This window comes from Apibacter muscae, assembly GCF_007845595.1.
GTDB lineage: Bacteria > Bacteroidota > Bacteroidia > Flavobacteriales > Weeksellaceae > Apibacter > Apibacter muscae.
In genome coordinates this window covers 14,276-32,291 of the sequence record NZ_SELI01000015.1, presented here as the reverse complement: position 1 = coordinate 32,291, position 18,016 = coordinate 14,276, and the positions used below count along the sequence as shown (strand labels likewise).

Here is an 18,016-nt window from a genome sequence, read left to right as displayed (position 1 = left end):
GTTGCAGAGAATTTAAAAATTACATACTTTTGTAGTATAAGAATGATAACGACATAAATAAAAAAAAATGCCAAAATTAAAAACAAAGTCAGGCGCAAAAAAGCGTTTTTCAATTACTGGTAGCGGTAAAATTAAAAGAAAGCATGCGTTTAAAAGTCATATATTAACCAAAAAGGCTACTAAACAAAAGCGTAATTTAACCCAAACAGCATTAGTAGCTAGTGTTGATGAACCAAGCGTAAAAAGACAATTATTGCTAAAATAAAATATTTAGTACAAGCTAAATATTTGGTTTAATTTAAAATTAGTTTAACCCTAAAATAGAGCACTAAGAGAAATTTTTCCGCCTATTTTAAAAAAACACAAAAATATGCCAAGATCAGTAAATTCAGTAGCTTCAAGAGCGAGAAGAAAAAGAGTACTTAAACTAGCCAAAGGTTACTTTGGACGTAGAAAAAATGTTTGGACAGTTGCCAAAAATGCAGTTGAAAAAGCATTACAATATGCCTATGTAGGTAGAAAACAAAAGAAAAGAAATTTTCGTGCATTATGGATACAAAGGATTAATGCAGGTACAAGAGAGCATGGACTTTCCTATTCTAAATTTATAGGTTTACTTAAACAAAATAACATAGAATTGAATAGAAAAGTTTTGGCTGATTTAGCTATGAATCATCCAGCAGCTTTTAAAGCAATTGTAGATTCAGTAAAAAAATAAATAATTAATTATTCGTTATCTTAAAGCACTCATGATTCATGAGTGTTTTTTATTTTAAATCCTAAGCTAAATAAAAAAAATGGTAACATTAATTATTCTTATTTAGAATAAATAAAAATAATCAATTATATTTGCGCAAACTTTTTAAAGAATGACGCATAAATTACTTTTTTTACCTTTTTTTTTAGGTAGTTTACTATCACAATCACAAAAATTAGATTCCATTCAACCTCAACCCATGGAAATAGATTCTATACCCAAAGATACCATGATCTTAAATCATGGATCAATCAATAATTCAAGGGATAGTTTACAGGGAGTTATAGTAATAGGTAGTGCTAAAAAAAAATATTTGAATAAAAATATCTCCTCCTCACTTAGGTTAGACGAAGAGATAATTAATATTCCACAAAATATAAATATAATTTCCAATGCAGCTTTAGAAGATCAACAAGTGACAACTCTGAGTGATGGGGTTTTAAGAAATGTAGCCGGTACACAGAGATTGGAACATTGGGCAGATCAATATACCCATGTAAACATGAGAGGCTCTCGAGCTTCAGCATTCTTAAATGGTGCAAATATAACCTCGAATTGGGGGCCTTTAAGTGAAGATATGAGCTATGTTGATCGAATTGAATTTGTTAAAGGTCCAGCAGGATTTTTAATGTCTAATGGTGAACCTAGCGGTATATACAATATAATTACAAAAAAACCTACCGGAAAAGAACTTAATGGATACGCACGGTTTACACTTGGTAGTTTTGATTTATACAGGGCAGAAGTAGATCTAGATTCTAAGATTAACGATAAGATATCCATACGTTTAAATCTTATGGGGCAGAATAAGAATAGTTTTAGAAAATATGAATTTAACGATAGATATGTTATCAATCCATCCATTAAAATAAATCTTACAGACCAAACTACTATAACAGCAGAATATATATATCAAAAAGCAAAAATGTCTAATATTGGTTCAGCTTATGTATTTTCCTATGAAGGTTATGGTACAAAGCCTGTAGATTACACCTTGTCTGACCCTGGGCTAGCACCGACCAATATAGATAGTCATTTGTTTAATATTAATTTACAACATATAATAAATCCTTATTGGAAATTGACCGCTCAGTTAACTTATTTAAATGAATATACCATGGGGAGTAGTCTCTGGCCATCAACCTTTAATCCTGATGGAAACATGATACGAAGAGTAACCTTATCACAATCTAGTAACGTAATGAAATTTGGCCAAGTGTACTTGAATGGAAATATGAAAACAGGGGTGATTTCACATAAAATTCTTGCAGGTTTGGACTTAGGAAGTAAAAAATACATGGCAGATTGGAACCAATGGCACGATTTAGATACCGAAGAACATCCTTTTAATACAAATTCTTTAAACTATCAATATCCAAGTAACGGTTATCCAGTCTTTAATACATCTGTACCCCTAGTTACCAGAGCAAATCCTGCTGGGACAATTGAACAAAATTATTCGGGAATCTATTTGCAAGATGTATTAGGTTTTTTTGATGATAATCTTAGACTTACTATCGCTGGCAGATATACAGATGTAAAACAAAACGATTATGGGGTCGAAAAAAATGCAAAAAAGTTTACTCCAAGGTTAGGTTTAAGTTATTCTATTAATGAAAACTTGTCAGTATATGCTTTATACGACCAATCCTTTGTACCCCAAGCAGGATTTTTAAGATCGGGTAAGCATCCTAAGCCTGTCACAGGAAATAATATGGAACTAGGATTAAAAAAAGATTGGTTCAACGGAAAGTGGAATACTGTATTGTCCTTATATAAGATCATTAAGAAAGATGAGCTTACTGCAGATCCGTTAAGTGATCCCAACGAAAAATATTCAATTGTATTAGGAAAAACAAGAGCTGAAGGTATAGAGTTCGATTTAAAAGGAGAAATTTTTAAAGGATTTAATATAATTGTTAACTATGCATTCACAGAAAATAAAGTCATTGAATCAAATACGCTGGAATATCCTAAAGGCTCAAGAATTGCCGGTTATGCTAAACATACGGCCAATGCTTGGTTGAATTATACAATCAACCAAGGATATTTGAAAGGAGTTGGTTTTACGTTTGGAGGTACTTATTTAGGAGATAGAAGCTCGTGGAGCTGGGGAGGAGAAGGACAAATCCCAATGAATGATTATTTAAAGTTTGATGCAGGTATCTCATGGGAACATTCTAATATGAAATTAAATTTAAATGTATTTAACGTATTTAACAGATACTTGTATTCAGGTTCAAGCTTTGCATCCTATTATTATTACCAAGCAGAAGCTCCAAGAAACTGGAGATTATCCGTAGGATATAAATTTTAATTAAAATAATTATGAATAATTTTAATTAGATCCAAAAAATTAATGAGCAAATCAATTAATAATAAATTTTTTCTCAATCTAAAAAAATGGATTAAAAAAATGCATTTATGGTTGGGATTATTCATAGGTGTTTTGATACTTATCATATCCCTTACCGGTGCTCTGTACGTGTTTAAAGATGAAATAGAAAATTACAACCGTAAAGAATTTATCTATCATCAGGAACAAGACGTAGAAAATAAAGAAGTGTTACCCATTCGGAGCCTTGAAAAATTAATTGATAATCAAGTAAATGAAAAATTTCCATTACATTGGGTAGAGATTCCTTTAGATAAAAAAAAATCATATAAGTTTTTCTGGTATGAGCATAACACGCATGCATGGAATTATTTTGATGAATTTCCTGTATACAAACTTGCTTATGTAAATCCATATAACGGTCAAATTTTAAAAATATACGATGAAAAGAATGGATTTTTCAATATAGTTAAAATGATTCATTGGAGTTTTTTGCTAAAAATGGATTGGGGTAAATACGTTGTAGGAATTCCGGTGCTCATATATATAATTATGCTAATTTCAGGGATTGTACTGTGGTGGCCTAAAAATAAATCCGCAAGAAAGCAAAGAATTTGGTTTAGATGGAAAAAAATTAAAAATTGGAAAAGAAAAAATTACGATTTGCATAACATATTTGGGTTTTATACATCCATCTTTGGGTTATTATTCGCCATAACTGGTTTATTTTATTCTTATCTTTTAGTTGGCCAAATTATATATGCAATTTTCACTTTAGGTAGCGATCCTGCTCCAAACTTTTCAAATATTACCACCCAAGCACCTATAGAGATAAGAACCGATCAAACTTTAGATAAAATTATTGCTAAGGTTAACAATTTATACCCTAATGCGGAAAGTTTTAGTTTTGATTTAGGACATCCTCATATAGATAACCATGAGCATCCAAATTTTCAAATATATGTTAAACACCTTCCCGGTGTTTATTATAAAAATAGCCTATTGATTTTTGATGAAAACTCAGGAGAATTACTAAAAAATTACGATCCAGAAGATAAAAATTTGGGTGAAAAAGTAATTGCCGCTAACTATGATATACATGTAGGGTCAATAGGGGGGCTTCCTACTAAAATATTAGCATTTGTAGTTAGTTTACTAATAGCTTCAATGCCAGTAACTGGTTTTTTAATATGGAAAGGTAGAAAAAATAGAAAACTTAAATCTTAATTGATTTAAGTTTTCTATTTAGAACCTTATATGTTTAGAAAGGCATATTAGAATCTTCTTCATCCATATTCTCATCAATTCCAAAAGAATCGCTTGGATTTATAGTAGGAATATTTAATGAACTTTCAAAAGATGTCCCTACCTCGTTTATTTTACTTTCAAAAGTTGTTGATAGATCATTTGAATTAGAATCATTGTAGAAATAATCATCTAAGTCAGAAAACTTAGCTTGGGAGCTGGTAAACTTTAAGCGAACATCCTCTAATGCCCCATTTCTGTGTTTCGCAATAATAAATTCCCCTTGACCGGCACACGGAGTACCGTCTTCCCATGTGTCTAATTTATAATATTCCGGTCTATATATAAATGTAACTATATCTGCATCTTGTTCAATAGCTCCGGATTCCCTTAAATCTGAAAGCAAAGGCTTTTTGCTCCCTCCTCTGGTTTCAACCGAACGAGATAACTGTGATAATGCAATTACAGGTATTTCTAACTCTTTGGCTATTGCTTTTAAGGAACGAGAGATCGTAGCAATTTCTTGTTCCCGATTTCCTATACCTTTCCCCCCAGCAGTCATTAGTTGAAGATAGTCAATCATAATAATTCTAACCCCATGCTGAGATACAAGCCTACGTGCCTTAGCACGTAAATCAAAAACAGAAATTCCGGGAGAATCATCGATAAAAATAGGGGCTTTTTCCAATTTATTAACTCGAGAATAGAGTTGCTGCCATTCCAATTCAGATAAATTGGCTTTTCTTAATTTTTCGGATTCTAAACCTGTTTCGCTTGAAATCATACGCATCATTAGCTGTTCTGCCGACATTTCCAATGAAAAAATACCAATAGGTGTTTCTGCATTTATGGCGATATTTCTAGCCATGGATAGAATGAAAGCTGTTTTTCCCATTCCGGGTCTAGCAGCAATAATAATTAAATCTGAAGGTTGCCAACCCGCAGTAATTTTATCCACATTTTTAAATCCAGAAGGTATTCCGCTCATTCCTTGCTTAGATTCAAGAGATTTAATTTTTTTTAAAGCATTGGATACTAGGTTTTTAGCCTCATTAAAGGTTCTTTTTAAAGTTCCATTGGTAATTTCGTACAATTGACTTTCGGAATAATCCAATAGATCAAATACATCTGAAGTTTCATCGTAAGATTTTTCAATCATATTAGACGAAATTTCAATTAACTTTCTTAAAATAAATTTCTCTAAAATTATGCGAGAGTGATATTCAATGTGAGCCGAAGAAGAAACTTTGTTGGATAATTGTATCAAATAAAAATCGCCGCCAGCAGCATCAAGTTTTCCTTGTGAACGCAGTTTATTAGAAATAGTTAAAATATCAATTGGTTCCGTCTCTTTAAATAAATCTTCAATAGCTTCATAAATAAACTGATGCTCTTTTTTATAAAAAACTTCCGGAGATAAAATATCTATAACCTCATCCAGCCCTTTTTTATCTATCATCATAGCACCTAGCACAGCTTCCTCTAGATCAATGGCTTGAGGAGGAAGTTTTCCTTTTTCTAAGGTTACAATTTTATTGGATTTAATTGAATTTTTTTTCTGATAATCTAATGGCTCCATAATAACCTCAAAAGTAATCATAAAAATCTTTTTTAACGGATAATTTTCTAACAACGCTAGTGGTGCCTAGGCTGTAAAAATTAATATAAGGTTTATAATAATTAAGATGAGATTTATAATGTGCTATCTTTGTTCTATGAAATGGGATCAAATTATTGGACAAGAAACATTAAAGAATAAGTTACGAGATTCTATCATTGAAAATAGAATTAGCCACGCACAATTATTGGTTGGTAAGTCTGGATATGGAGCCCTAGCTTTAGCCTTAGCATATGCTTCAGAAATAATCTGTGTAAATTCTGAAACTTGTTACAAAAGATTAAATCAATTTCAACATCCTGATTTGCATTTGTCATTTCCAACTATAAATAATTCTACAGAGAAGAGAGAAGCTGTAAGTGCAGATTATGTATCACAGTTTCGAAACTTTTTACAAAAAAGTGTTTATCAAGAATTAGATCAGTGGTATGAGTTTTTAAATGAAGAAAAAAAGCAAGGATTTATTTCTGTAAAGGAAATAGAGAATATCATAAATAATTTGAGTCTAAAAAGTTTTGAAGGGGGGTATAAAGTACAAATAATTTGGGGGGTAGAGGTAATGAGAACGGAAGCTGCAAATAAACTGTTGAAAATTTTAGAAGAGCCTCCTGCAAAAACTCTTTTTTTATTGATAGCGGATGACGAAAAGAAAATTTTGCCTACAATACTATCTCGATGTCAAAAAATTTTAATACCCCGTATTGAAGAGACTTGTATTCAGCAAAGCCTACAAAATTTATATTCCTTAGAAAATAATGAATCCAATATAATAGCTAAAAGATCGCAGGGAGACTGGGCTTTAGCTTTAAATTTGCTGAATAGCTCTAAAGTGAACGAAGAATTTGAAAAATTCTTTATACAATGGAATAGAGCAGCGGTTATGGCTCCAAAAAAAGTTGAATTTTTAAAAGAAATTGTTGAATGGTCAATAATCATTGCTGGATGGGGAAGAGAAAAACAAAAAAGATTTTTGCAGTTTTGTTCCGAAACCTTTAGACAGGCTTTACTTGAAAATTATTCAGCAAATAAATTAGTGAATGCCTCATTAAGCTATAACAACTTCAATTGGAAAAGTTTTAGTTTTTTTGTTCATGGAAATAATATTCAAGATATATTAGAAGAAATAAATTCAGCTTACTATCACATTGAAAGAAATGGAAATGCAAGAATTATATTTTTAGATATGGGTGTTAAACTCACACGTTTTTTAGCTAGAAAACGAGAGTAAGTTTTATTAAATATAGTTTGAAATTTTTTGTATTTAATTCATATACAATCAATTATAAAAATAATTTATTTAGAATCATTATAAATTGTATCACTGTTAAATATATATTAAAAAAATATTTGGCGTTAGACTTCATATTTATAATTTTGCAAGTATCGCTTTTTGGATAAAATTACACCAATATTAAATAAGTTTCATTTGTTTGAAATCAATTATTATGAATAAAATTTTAGCAGTAATTATGCTGGTTCTCTTTACAGGAGTTTCTGTTTTTGGGCAGGATCTTTCTGGTGATTCTAAAAAAGGAGAAACCTTATTTAAAGCTAATTGTACCGCTTGTCATGCTTTAGACAAGAAATTAGTTGGGCCTGCTCTAAAGGGGATCTATACAACACTATCTTCAGAAGGAGTTAGTAAAGAATGGATCATGAAATGGATCATGAACAACGAAGCTTTAAGGAAAAGTGGAGATAAAAGAGCCAATGATATCTACAAAGAATATTCAGAAGCAGCCATGGATGTTTTTGAAGGAAGATTGTCTGATCAAGACATTGAAGATATTTTAACATATGTAAACAACCCACCGGAACCAAAAGTTGAAGAAGCTCAAGTGGAGGTGCCGGTAAAACAAAATACCGATACGGATAGTTCTAAATTACTTTTAGTTTCATTTATAATAATAGGAATTATACTTATTATTACTCTGTTTAAAATAAATACGTTAGTTAAGCTAAGTACTAAAGGTACAGAATTATCCTCTTTAGAAAGCCATAAAATTAAAAACCTTTCAGAGTTCTATAGAAAATACCAAGGTTTTAGCTATTTTATTATATCCATACTTTTAATCATTTCTCTATATGGTGTTTGGGCTTGGTTAATGGGAATAGGTGTTGACAAGGGGTATGAGCCAGATCAACCCATTTATTTCTCACATAAAATTCATGCAGGAGAAAATAAAATTGACTGTCAAGTATGTCACTCAGGAGCAAAATATGGTAAAGTTTCAGAAATACCTTCTTTAAGTGTATGTATGAATTGCCATAGAAATATAAGTGAATATAATGGAAAATATATAGAGCCTGGTAAATCCAAAGAATTTTATACAGGAGAAATCAAAAAAATATACAAACATATTGGTTGGGATGAAGAAAACCAAAAATATACAGGTAAACAAACTCCAGTTAAATGGACAAGAATTCATAATATGCCTGATTTTGTTTACTTTAATCACTCACAACATGTCGTAGTTGGAGAAAAAACAATAATTGCTGGGTATAACAAGAAAAATCCTAATCAACAAATTGATGTAGTATGTAAAGCATGTCACGGTCCAGTGGATACTATGAATGTGGTTAGGATGTCAAATGACTTTACTATGGGTTGGTGTATCGATTGTCATAGAACAACAGAAGTAGATATGACGAACGGATACAATGCAGCATATTTCGATAAGTTGCATGAAAAACTGAAATTAGAGTACGGTCAAGATAAATCTACCATTACAGTAGATGCTATAGGAGGAATTGAGTGTGGTAAATGTCATTATTAATAAATTAAAATCATCAGAAGATCATTATGGCTTCAAAAGATAAAATAACATTTAGAAGTTTAGAAGAGTTAAAAGACCCATCTTTAACTGAAAAAATTGCAAGCAATGAGTTTGCAGAAGAACTTCCAATTGATGAATTTTTAGGGGATGAAAAAGCTATGTTTTCCACTAAAACTACAAGAAGAAATTTTCTTAAATTTTTAGGTTTTGGAACAGCAGCTGCAACATTAGCAGCTTGTGAAGCCCCCGTAGTAAAGTCTGTCCCATACATTGTTAAGCCCGAAGGTATAGTTCCTGGTGTTCCAGATTATTATGCCTCTACATTATTCAATGGTTTTGATTTGGCTAGTGTTTTAGTAAAAACAAGAGAAGGTAGACCTATAAAAGTGGATAGTAACAAAAATGCCAAATTATTTTCTGGAAGTACAGCTAGAAGTCAGGCATCAGTTCTTTCATTATACGATAACAATCGAGCCAAAGGACCTAAATTAAATAATCAAAATACAGATTGGAAATCTTTGGATGCTTTTGTATCCAAAGGTTTGCAATCAACGCTTACTTCAGGAAAAAAAGTGGTAATTTTAACCCCTTCTTTCCCATCACCGTCAACTAAAAAAATCATTGCTGATTTTAAAACGGCTTATCCAACTACAGAACACATAGTATATGATTCGGTTTCCTATTCTTCAGCCTTAGATGCTTCTCAAGAAGTTTATGGATCAAGGATTTTGCCTTTATATGATTTATCAAAAGCAGAATTATTAGTTTCTTTTGGAGCAGATTTTTTAAACGACTGGAATGGCGGGCACTTAGAAGAGTCTTATTCAAAAGCTAAAGTTCCCGGAAAAAATATGCTTAAGCATATCCAAATAGAATCGAACTTAAGTTTGTCGGGTGCAAATGCAGACGAAAGAATGCCATTAAAGCCATCTGCAGTTCAAAAATTACTTGCAGAAGTATACAAAGCACTTGATGGCAATTCTGCTAATAAGGTTGCTGTTAAAATTGCAAAAGAACTAAAAGAAAAGGGACCTAAAGCAGTAGTTTTTGCTGATGGAGACAAATCATCTTATGTTTTAGCATACCTAATCAATCAAAAATTAGGCTCTCAAGTAGCAGATTCACAAAGAGTAGTCTTAATGAAAGAATCTGACGATTCCAAATTTTCTGAATTAATTCATTGGTTAGATGCAGGTAATGTTGAAGTATTGTTAAATTTTAACACAAACCCAGTTCATTCATACTCTGAAGGAGCTAAATTAGCTACACTTATTAAAAAAGTTCCTTATTCAGTATCGCTTACAGAATATGAAAATGAAACAGCTTTGGTTTCTAAAGCTTTAGCACCAGTACCGCATTGGCTAGAATCTTGGGGAGATATTAATCCAGCTACAGGAGTATACCTTCTTGTACAACCAACAATTCAAAGAATTTTTGATACACGTCAATTTCAAGACTCCCTGTTGGTATGGAAACGCAACAAGAATAAGGTAAATACAAATTCAAACGAAGAAGAGGCAAATAATGCTGATGAATCTTCAATATCGCCTTCGATTGAAACTACAGAATTTAATTCAACGTATACAAATTCTACAGCAACACCTCCGCAAACTGATAGCTATTATAATTTTTTAAAAGAATTTTGGAAATCTCAATTAGCGTCTACAGTAGGGTATAGCTTTAATCAAGCACTTTATAATGGATATAATGAAAGTAAAGAGGTTGCAGTATTAACTGTGGTAGGAGGAGACTCTGCAAAAGCTCTAAACTCCATTCAGTCAATTAAAGAAGGTGATTTAGAATTAAATCTTTACTTAAAGACATCTATAGGGGATGGAACACAAGCAAATAATCCTTGGTTGCAAGAACTGCCTGATCCAATCTCAAGATTAACTTGGGATAATTATATTACCATTTCGGAAGAAGATGCGAGTAAATTAAAACTTAGAAATGAGGTTAATGGTAGAATGCAGTTGGACGGCTCTTTAGTGGATGTAACCGTAAATGGTAAAACTATTAAAGATGTGCCGGTGTTTATACAACCCGGCCAAGCGAAGGGATCTATAGGCTTAGCTTTAGGATATGGACAAAAAACAGGAAAAGTAGGTAAAACAGGAGTAAATGCTTATCCGGCTTACAATAATTCTAATTTTAACCAATACAATATAAGTCTTAAGGATACTGGTAAAATGCATGAATTTGCTTCTATGCAAATGCAAGGAACCTTAATGGGGCGTTACGAAATAGCTAGAGAAATACCTTTAGAAACATATTTAAATGAAAAGTCTGAGGTTTGGAATCCTGCTTTAAAAATGGGAACCTATGTTGGTGAAATGCCTATAGGTGAAATTGGTCTATGGACAGAGTTTGATAGCAAAGATGGACCTCATTTTAACCTTTCAGTAGATTTAAATAGCTGTACCGGATGTGGCGCTTGTATCATTGCTTGTCAAGCAGAAAACAACGTACCTGTAGTAGGGAAAGAAGAGGTAAGAATGTCTAGGGATATGTTCTGGCTTCGAATAGATAGATATTATTCAGCGAAGAAAAAAATTGATCAAAGAGAAGAAATTTTAGAAAATCTGGATCAGGTTCCTATGTATAAAGAACTTATAAAACCAGATGCAACTAATCCAGATGTTATTTTCCAGCCAGTTATGTGTCAGCATTGCAACCATGCGCCGTGTGAAACGGTTTGTCCAGTTGCAGCTACGTCTCACGGAAAGCAAGGTCAAAACCAAATGGCTTACAATAGATGTGTAGGTACAAGATATTGTGCAAATAACTGTCCATACAAAGTTCGAAGATTTAATTGGTTCAACTATGCATTAAACGATAAGTTTGACTACAATATGAATAATGACGTAGAACGTATGGTGTTAAATCCAGATGTTGTTGTTCGTTCTAGAGGAGTAATGGAAAAATGCTCTTTATGTATACAAATGACTCAGGCGACGATTCTTAATGCTAAAAAAGAAGGAAGAAGAGTTAAAGATGGCGAATTTCAAGTGGCTTGTTCACAAGCTTGTTCAACAGGAGCAATTAAATTTGGAGATGTAAATGATCCTGAATCAGAGATACTAAAACTATCTAAAAATGAGCGTAAATACGTTTTATTAGAAGACATTGGTACTAAACCCAATGTATTTTATCAATATAAAGTAAGAAATAGAACTAAATAGAATTAAAAATATTTTAAGTAATTTACTATGTCAGGACATTACGAAGCACCTATACGGGAGCCGTTAATTTTAGGAGATAAATCCTATCATCAAATAACGGAAGATATTGCCAAGCCAATAGAAACTAAGGCGGGTAAATTATGGTGGTATGCTTTTTATATAGCATTAGTAGCATTTATCTATGGTGTAGGTTGTATAGCTTACACAGTAGGTACAGGAATTGGTGTTTGGGGGCTAAATAGAACAACCAACTGGGGTTGGGATATTACAAACTTCGTATGGTGGGTAGGTATTGGTCACGCAGGGACATTAATTTCTGCAGTTCTACTACTTTTTCGTCAAAGGTGGAGAATGTCCATTAACCGATCAGCAGAAGCGATGACCATTTTTGCAGTAGTTCAAGCGGCACTTTTTCCAGTAATTCACATGGGAAGACCTTGGCTAATGTATTTTGTATTTCCAATTCCGAATCAATTCGGATCTTTATGGCCAAACTTTAATTCTCCTTTGCTTTGGGACGTATTTGCAATTAGTACTTATTTTTCTGTATCAGTAGTCTTCTGGTATATAGGTTTAATACCAGACTTTGCTATGGTAAGAGATCGTGCGGTTAAACCAGTAACAAAAAAAATATATAGTATTTTAAGTTTTGGTTGGGGAGGTAAAGCAAAACATTGGCAAAGATTTGAAGAAGTTTCCTTAGTTTTAGCTGGTTTAGCAACTCCATTGGTATTTTCAGTTCACACAATTGTATCTTTTGACTTTGCTACCTCAGTTATAAAGGGTTGGCACTCAACCGTCTATCCACCATACTTTGTAGCAGGAGCAATCTTTTCAGGATTTGCCATGGTTCAAACTCTACTAAGTGTGGTTAGAAAAGTTTGCCATTTAGAAGACTATATTACTTTGAAGCATATAGAATATATGAATATAGTAATCGTTGTAACAGGTGGAATGGTAACTGTTGCTTATATTACTGAATTCTTTATTGGGTGGTATTCCGGTAGTAGATATGAAGATTTTACCTATTTCTCCATAGGAGCAGCTACAGGTCCATACTGGTGGGCATTTTGGTTACTGATTATTTGTAATGTTTTAATACCAGCATCGCTATGGGTAAGAAGATTGAGAAGAAATTTCCTTTGGACATTTATTGTTTCTATAGTTATCAATATAGGTATGTGGTTTGAAAGATTTGATATTATCGTTATAAATCTCTCTAGAGATTATTTACCAAGTTCATGGACAATGTTCCAACCTTCTTTTGTAGATGTAGGGATTTTTGCAGGAACCATTGGATTCTTCTCTGTCTTATACCTTTTATATGCTAGAACTTTTCCGGTAATTGCGCAAGCAGAATTAAAAACTATTGTTAAAACTTCAAGTGAAGGTCATAAAAAACATCATTCAGAACATGAGCACCACTAAAACAAAAATATACGGGTTATACGGAGATGATGATCTCTTATTAGATGGAGTAAAACAGCTTCGAGAAAAAGGTATTCAAATTGACGAAGTTTACACACCATTCCCAGTTCATGGGCTTGACAAAGCAATGGGATTGAAAGAATCAAGATTATCGGAATTTGCTTTCGTATATGGAGCGATTGGTTTAACAGTTGCTTGTTTATTGACATGGTATACCATGAATCACGATTGGCCTCAAAATATAGGAGGTAAGCCTAGTTTTACATGGGGGCAAAATATGCCTGCATTTGTTCCTATAATGTTTGAGTTAACAGTTTTGTTTGCTGCACATTTAATGTCAATCACCTATTTAGCGCTTAATAAGCATTATCCAGGACAAAAAGCTCAAAATCCTGACCCTAGAACGACGGATGATAAATTTTTGATTGAAATTTCAAATCAAAACTTTGATTATGTGAAAGAAATTCTTATAGCTACCGGTGTTGAAGAAATAACCGTAAAAAAATTAGAAGATGAAAAAATTAACTAAATATATTCTAATTGGTACAGTTGCTTTGAGTTTAATCTCATGTAGCAAAAAAAAGCCAGCCCTAGTTTATTTTCCAGATATGTATTATCCGGTAGCCTATGATCCTTACGAAGAGGCAGTTTTAGCATATGGAGAGCAAACAACAACTGTTTCATTGTTTAAAAAACACGACGGAAGAACGGCATTAGATCCTGTTCCCGGTTCAATCGTTCAAAATCCTGAAGGAATTTTACCTATGGACTTACCAGCAACTCCTGAAGGGTATGAAGCTTCTAAAAATGTAGTTTCACCATTAAATCCTGAAAATAAAGAGAAAGATTTAGCTAGAGGTAAATTGTTGTTTGATAGAACATGTGCAGTTTGTCATGGAACCGCAGGCGATGGTCAAGGAAATATTGTACAATCAGGAGCCTATTCAGGAGTCCCAAATTATAAAGATAGACAAATTACGGTTGGTTCTGTTTATTATGTAATGCTACATGGAAGAAATGCCATGGGTTCATATGCTGGACAATTATTACCTGGAGATATGTGGAGAGTTGCAGAATATGTGATCCATGAATTTAAGCCAGAAGTTGAGAATTCATCAAAAGTAGCAACTATAAAAACAACAACAGAAACCTCTGAACAATAATACAACTATGAGATACATATTTTCATCAAGACTTAAGTTAACATCTATTGTACTAATAATAATAGGACTGATTTCTTTTGGAATAGGATATTATCAGAACTCACATGTTGATCATGATAGGGTAGTAACTATTCTGGAACATAATGAAGAAATTGCTCATGCTCAACCCATGAATTCTATATATAAAAATGACGTTCCTCTATCTAAGGAGCATATTGAGCATGCAGAAATTCAAATACATAACCGACCTTGGGCTGCCTTTATGGTACCGTTAATGTTATTCTTTGGAATAGCAGCCACATCTTTATTTTTCTCAGCAGTACAACATGCTGGAAATGCTGGATGGTCTATTGTTGTAATTAGAGTGATGGAGGGTATAGCATCGTTTATTCCTGTGGGGGGTATAATGGTCGTTATTTTTATAATTCTGTCATCTTACGGCTGTCTGAATGGAGGAGGATTAAATCATTTGTACCATTGGATGGATCCTTCATTAACAGATCCAAATTCTTCACATTTTGATTTGCTAATTAAATCTAAGCAACCATTTTTAAATCGTCCTTTCTTTGTAGTAAGAACAGTGATTTATATTATTGGTTCCATATTTTTCCTCTATAAAATTAAATCTTTAACCAGAAAGTTAGATGAAACAAAAGCTATCAGTGATTACAATAGAGTTTACAATTGGAATGTAGGATTCATAGTTTTTTTTGCACTTGCATCTGCATGTTGGGCTTGGGATTGGTTAATGTCTATAGATCCACACTGGTATTCTACCCTCTATATGTGGTATACCATGATTAGCTGTTTAGTTTCTGCTGTAGCTGTAATGTTAATAATTTCAATTTATTTGAAGAAAAAAGGTTCTTTGCCTGATTTTAATGATAACCACATGCATGATTTAACTAAATTTTTATTCGGGTTTAGCTTGTTATGGTCTTATTTATGGTTTGCTCAATTTATGCTTTACTGGTATGCAAATGTTCCCGAAGAAACTAATTATTTCTTTGGAAGGTATAAATTATACAGCCAAACCTATTTTACAATGCTAATTCCTAATTTAGTATTACCTTTTTTAGTTTTAGTAAGTAGCAAAATCAAAAGAAATTATACTATAGTTCCTTTAATGGCTTGTGTAGTGATATTTGGACATTATATGGATTTCTTTAATATAATTATGCCAGGTACAGTAGGTGCCTTTTGGGGATTTGGATTCTTGGAAATTGGTGCGTTCTTGTTTATGTTAGGTATATTTATATTTACTGTTATGACATCCATAAGTAAATTGAATTTACAAGCGAAAGGAAACCCATATTATCATGAAAGTAAAACTTTTGAATATCCATTTTAATTAAGTTTCTAAATATAAAAAAAACTGATAATGACAAATTATCAGTTTTTTTATATTTGTAGTATACGCATTATATGTTATTATTATAAAAAAATATAAATTAATTAATAATAAGATATATATGTATGGCATGATATTTTCTATTTAATCACCTGATAACAGAATTAAATAAAAAGAATTATTATGCGTAGAATTAAACTTTTTCTTCCAATGTTAGCAATGACTTTTGGTTTAGGAAATCTAGCTCAAGCACAGATTCAAAAAGGCAATTTAATGGTTGGTGGATCTATCACAGATATGGATTTTGGCTTAAAAAAAGGTCAATCTTGGGGGATTGGTATAACTCCTAAATTGGGTTATTTTATTAAAGATAATTTAGCTGTAGGTGGTTATGTAAATGTGGATATCTCTAAACAAGGACAAGGTAGTAATACCAGAACAGGATATGGGGTTGGAGCTTTTGGACGTTATTATGCTAATAAAGAAGATATAAATAATCTTTTAAAAAATGGAAGATTCTTTTTTGAAGTAAATGCAGGTTTAGAAGGTGCTAACCAAAAAGGTGAGCCTACGACAAACGGATTTGGATTTGGATTAGGACCTGGATATTCCTATTTTATTACTCCAAATATTGGATTGGAGGCGCTAGTTAAATACAACGGACTTACGGGCGGAGGTAACGAAGGTTATCAACATGATTTGTCCTTTAACGTAGGATTCCAAATATACTTGCCTACTTCAAAGGTGAAAAATAGATTAAATAATTTATAATAAATTAAAGTATAAAAATAAAAAAAGGTCTGATTTCAGACCTTTTTTTATTTTTGTCTAAAATAAACTTCAATAGGTACTCCCGTGAAATCAAAATTTTTGCGTAATTGGTTCTCCACAAATCTTTTATAAGGCTCCTTTACGTATTGAGGGAGGTTAGCAAAAAATGCAAATTGAGGTGTTTTTGTAGGTAATTGTGTACAATATTTGATTTTAATATATTTTCCTTTAATACTTGGAGGAGGAGTGGCTTCAATAATAGGAAGCATAACTTCATTTAATTTACTTGTTTTTACTCGTCTATTTCTGTTTTCGTAAACTTTCATAGATGTTTCAACAGTTTTAAATACCCTTTGTTTGGTTGTAGAAGAAGTGAATACAATAGGAGTATCCGTAAATGGTGCAATTTTATCTTTAATGTAATTTTCAAATTGTTTTAAAGTATTACTTTCTTTATCAATCAAATCCCATTTATTTACAACAATTACAATTCCTTTACGAGATTTCTGGGCTAAGTATAGAATGTTCATGTCTTGTTTTTCCCAACCAATAGTAGCATCTATCATTAAAATAACAACATCAGAATCTTCAATGGAACGGATTGATCTCATTACAGAGTAAAATTCTAAATCTTCAGTTACTTTGCTCTTTTTTCTCATCCCAGCCGTATCTACTAATACAAATTTATATCCAAACTTATCGTAAAGAGTTTCGATACTATCTCTAGTTGTTCCAGCTATATCAGTAACAATGTTTCGCTTATCTTCCAAAAGAGCATTAGTTAAAGTTGATTTCCCTACATTCGGTCTACCGACAATTGTTATTCTTGGTAATCCTTCAAAAGGATCAGCATAATTTTCTTCTTCAAAAGTAGCAACCACATCGTCCAACAAATCTCCAGTACCACTACCAGTCATGCCAGAAATTGTGTAATATTTGTCAAATCCAAGAGAATAAAATTCCATGGCACTTGTCTCTAGCATACTATTGTCAACTTTGTTAACCACTAAAAACACTGGTTTTTTCGTTTTGCGCAATAGCTGTGCAACTTCTTGATCCATATCTACGACTCCTTCTGTAACATCCACAAGAAAAATTATGGCAGAAGCTTCATCTATTGCTAATTCTACCTGTTTTCTTATTTCATCTTCAAAAATATCGTCAGATCCTTTAATATATCCTCCTGTATCAATAACTGAAAAGTCAACTCCATTCCAATCACTTTTTCCATAATGTCTGTCTCTAGTAACCCCAGAAACGCTATCTACAATAGCCTCTCTCTTTTGCAATAATCGATTAAAAAAAGTTGATTTTCCTACATTTGGTCTACCTACAAGTGCTATAATGTTAGCCATATAATCATTTTTCACAAAGGTAATTAATTTTACT

At 32.3% G+C, this 18,016-nt stretch carries 14 protein-coding genes; 12 read left to right on the top strand and 2 right to left on the bottom strand.

Annotated elements, in window-relative coordinates:
* The first annotated feature begins 67 nt into the window (after nucleotides 1-67).
* From rpmI to ETU10_RS01265, 4 genes are all read left to right on the top strand, one after another.
* The gene (rpmI, locus tag ETU10_RS01280) at nucleotides 68-265 is read left to right on the top strand and encodes a 50S ribosomal protein L35 (protein ID WP_146261091.1); all 198 of its coding nucleotides are present in this window, start codon (nucleotides 68-70) and stop codon (nucleotides 263-265) included.
* A gap of 105 nt (nucleotides 266-370) precedes the next feature.
* Nucleotides 371-718: a 50S ribosomal protein L20 gene (gene rplT, locus ETU10_RS01275; protein ID WP_146261090.1), complete on the top strand. Its 348-nt coding sequence runs from the start codon at nucleotides 371-373 to the stop codon at nucleotides 716-718.
* A gap of 151 nt (nucleotides 719-869) precedes the next feature.
* The gene (locus ETU10_RS01270) at nucleotides 870-3,074 is read left to right on the top strand and encodes a TonB-dependent siderophore receptor (protein ID WP_146309420.1); all 2,205 of its coding nucleotides are present in this window, start codon (nucleotides 870-872) and stop codon (nucleotides 3,072-3,074) included.
* Between the two features lie 99 nt (nucleotides 3,075-3,173).
* Nucleotides 3,174-4,319 carry a PepSY-associated TM helix domain-containing protein gene (locus ETU10_RS01265; protein WP_246118404.1) on the top strand — a complete coding sequence of 382 codons (1,146 nt, stop codon included), beginning with the start codon at nucleotides 3,174-3,176 and terminating at the stop codon, nucleotides 4,317-4,319.
* 34 nt (nucleotides 4,320-4,353) lie between these two features.
* Here ETU10_RS01265 and dnaB read toward each other — a convergent pair whose 3' ends face one another.
* The gene (gene dnaB, locus ETU10_RS01260; protein WP_146261106.1) at nucleotides 4,354-5,916 is read right to left on the bottom strand and encodes a replicative DNA helicase; all 1,563 of its coding nucleotides are present in this window, start codon (nucleotides 5,914-5,916) and stop codon (nucleotides 4,354-4,356) included.
* Between the two features lie 136 nt (nucleotides 5,917-6,052).
* On the opposite strand from dnaB, the gene ETU10_RS01255 reads away from it, so the two are divergent.
* The 8 genes from ETU10_RS01255 (at nucleotide 6,053) to ETU10_RS01220 (ending at nucleotide 16,627) form a co-directional block, all read left to right on the top strand.
* Complete coding sequence (locus tag ETU10_RS01255) at nucleotides 6,053-7,183, top strand: DNA polymerase III subunit (protein WP_185145035.1); 1,131 nt, start codon at nucleotides 6,053-6,055, stop codon at nucleotides 7,181-7,183.
* Between the two features lie 217 nt (nucleotides 7,184-7,400).
* Nucleotides 7,401-8,732, top strand: coding sequence for a c-type cytochrome (locus ETU10_RS01250; protein WP_146309417.1), 1,332 nt, complete (start codon nucleotides 7,401-7,403; stop codon nucleotides 8,730-8,732).
* A 26-nt stretch (nucleotides 8,733-8,758) separates the two neighbouring features.
* Nucleotides 8,759-11,914 (top strand): TAT-variant-translocated molybdopterin oxidoreductase, encoded by a 3,156-nt coding sequence (locus ETU10_RS01245; protein ID WP_146309416.1) that lies wholly within the window; start codon nucleotides 8,759-8,761, stop codon nucleotides 11,912-11,914.
* A gap of 27 nt (nucleotides 11,915-11,941) precedes the next feature.
* A complete protein-coding gene (nrfD, locus tag ETU10_RS01240; protein ID WP_146309415.1) occupies nucleotides 11,942-13,342 on the top strand; it encodes an NrfD/PsrC family molybdoenzyme membrane anchor subunit in 1,401 nt (466 codons plus the stop codon).
* Nucleotides 13,329-13,871, top strand: a complete 543-nt coding sequence (locus ETU10_RS01235) for a DUF3341 domain-containing protein (protein WP_146309414.1) — start codon at nucleotides 13,329-13,331, stop codon at nucleotides 13,869-13,871. The genes nrfD and ETU10_RS01235 overlap by 14 nt, the downstream gene beginning before the upstream one ends.
* On the top strand, nucleotides 13,855-14,505 hold the full coding sequence (locus ETU10_RS01230) for a c-type cytochrome (protein ID WP_146309413.1): 651 nt from the start codon (nucleotides 13,855-13,857) through the stop codon (nucleotides 14,503-14,505). The genes ETU10_RS01235 and ETU10_RS01230 overlap by 17 nt, the downstream gene beginning before the upstream one ends.
* 7 nt (nucleotides 14,506-14,512) lie before the next feature.
* Complete coding sequence (locus tag ETU10_RS01225) at nucleotides 14,513-15,856, top strand: quinol:cytochrome C oxidoreductase (protein WP_146261081.1); 1,344 nt, start codon at nucleotides 14,513-14,515, stop codon at nucleotides 15,854-15,856.
* 183 nt (nucleotides 15,857-16,039) lie between these two features.
* Nucleotides 16,040-16,627: a porin family protein gene (locus ETU10_RS01220; RefSeq protein WP_246118403.1), complete on the top strand. Its 588-nt coding sequence runs from the start codon at nucleotides 16,040-16,042 to the stop codon at nucleotides 16,625-16,627.
* Between the two features lie 47 nt (nucleotides 16,628-16,674).
* On the opposite strand, the gene der is transcribed toward ETU10_RS01220, so the two are convergent.
* Nucleotides 16,675-17,982 (bottom strand): ribosome biogenesis GTPase Der, encoded by a 1,308-nt coding sequence (der, locus tag ETU10_RS01215; protein ID WP_146309412.1) that lies wholly within the window; start codon nucleotides 17,980-17,982, stop codon nucleotides 16,675-16,677.
* Between the last annotated feature and the right edge of the window lie 34 nt (nucleotides 17,983-18,016).

Excerpts from the sequence above, each read along its gene's own strand:
- nrfD (WP_146309415.1), top strand. The coding sequence starts at position 11,942 with ATGTCAGGACATTACGAAGCACCTATACGGGAGCCGTTAATTTTAGGA.
- ETU10_RS01250 (WP_146309417.1), top strand. The coding sequence starts at position 7,401 with ATGAATAAAATTTTAGCAGTAATTATGCTGGTTCTCTTTACAGGAGTT.
- ETU10_RS01270 (WP_146309420.1), top strand. The coding sequence starts at position 870 with ATGACGCATAAATTACTTTTTTTACCTTTTTTTTTAGGTAGTTTACTA.
- rplT (WP_146261090.1), top strand. The coding sequence starts at position 371 with ATGCCAAGATCAGTAAATTCAGTAGCTTCAAGAGCGAGAAGAAAAAGA.
- ETU10_RS01265 (WP_246118404.1), top strand. The coding sequence starts at position 3,174 with ATGCATTTATGGTTGGGATTATTCATAGGTGTTTTGATACTTATCATA.
- rpmI (WP_146261091.1), top strand. The coding sequence starts at position 68 with ATGCCAAAATTAAAAACAAAGTCAGGCGCAAAAAAGCGTTTTTCAATT.
- dnaB (WP_146261106.1), bottom strand. The coding sequence starts at position 5,916 with ATGGAGCCATTAGATTATCAGAAAAAAAATTCAATTAAATCCAATAAA.
- der (WP_146309412.1), bottom strand. The coding sequence starts at position 17,982 with ATGGCTAACATTATAGCACTTGTAGGTAGACCAAATGTAGGAAAATCA.
- ETU10_RS01225 (WP_146261081.1), top strand. The coding sequence starts at position 14,513 with ATGAGATACATATTTTCATCAAGACTTAAGTTAACATCTATTGTACTA.
- ETU10_RS01245 (WP_146309416.1), top strand. The coding sequence starts at position 8,759 with ATGGCTTCAAAAGATAAAATAACATTTAGAAGTTTAGAAGAGTTAAAA.
- ETU10_RS01220 (WP_246118403.1), top strand. The coding sequence starts at position 16,040 with ATGCGTAGAATTAAACTTTTTCTTCCAATGTTAGCAATGACTTTTGGT.
- ETU10_RS01235 (WP_146309414.1), top strand. The coding sequence starts at position 13,329 with ATGAGCACCACTAAAACAAAAATATACGGGTTATACGGAGATGATGAT.
- ETU10_RS01230 (WP_146309413.1), top strand. The coding sequence starts at position 13,855 with ATGAAAAAATTAACTAAATATATTCTAATTGGTACAGTTGCTTTGAGT.
- ETU10_RS01255 (WP_185145035.1), top strand. The coding sequence starts at position 6,053 with ATGAAATGGGATCAAATTATTGGACAAGAAACATTAAAGAATAAGTTA.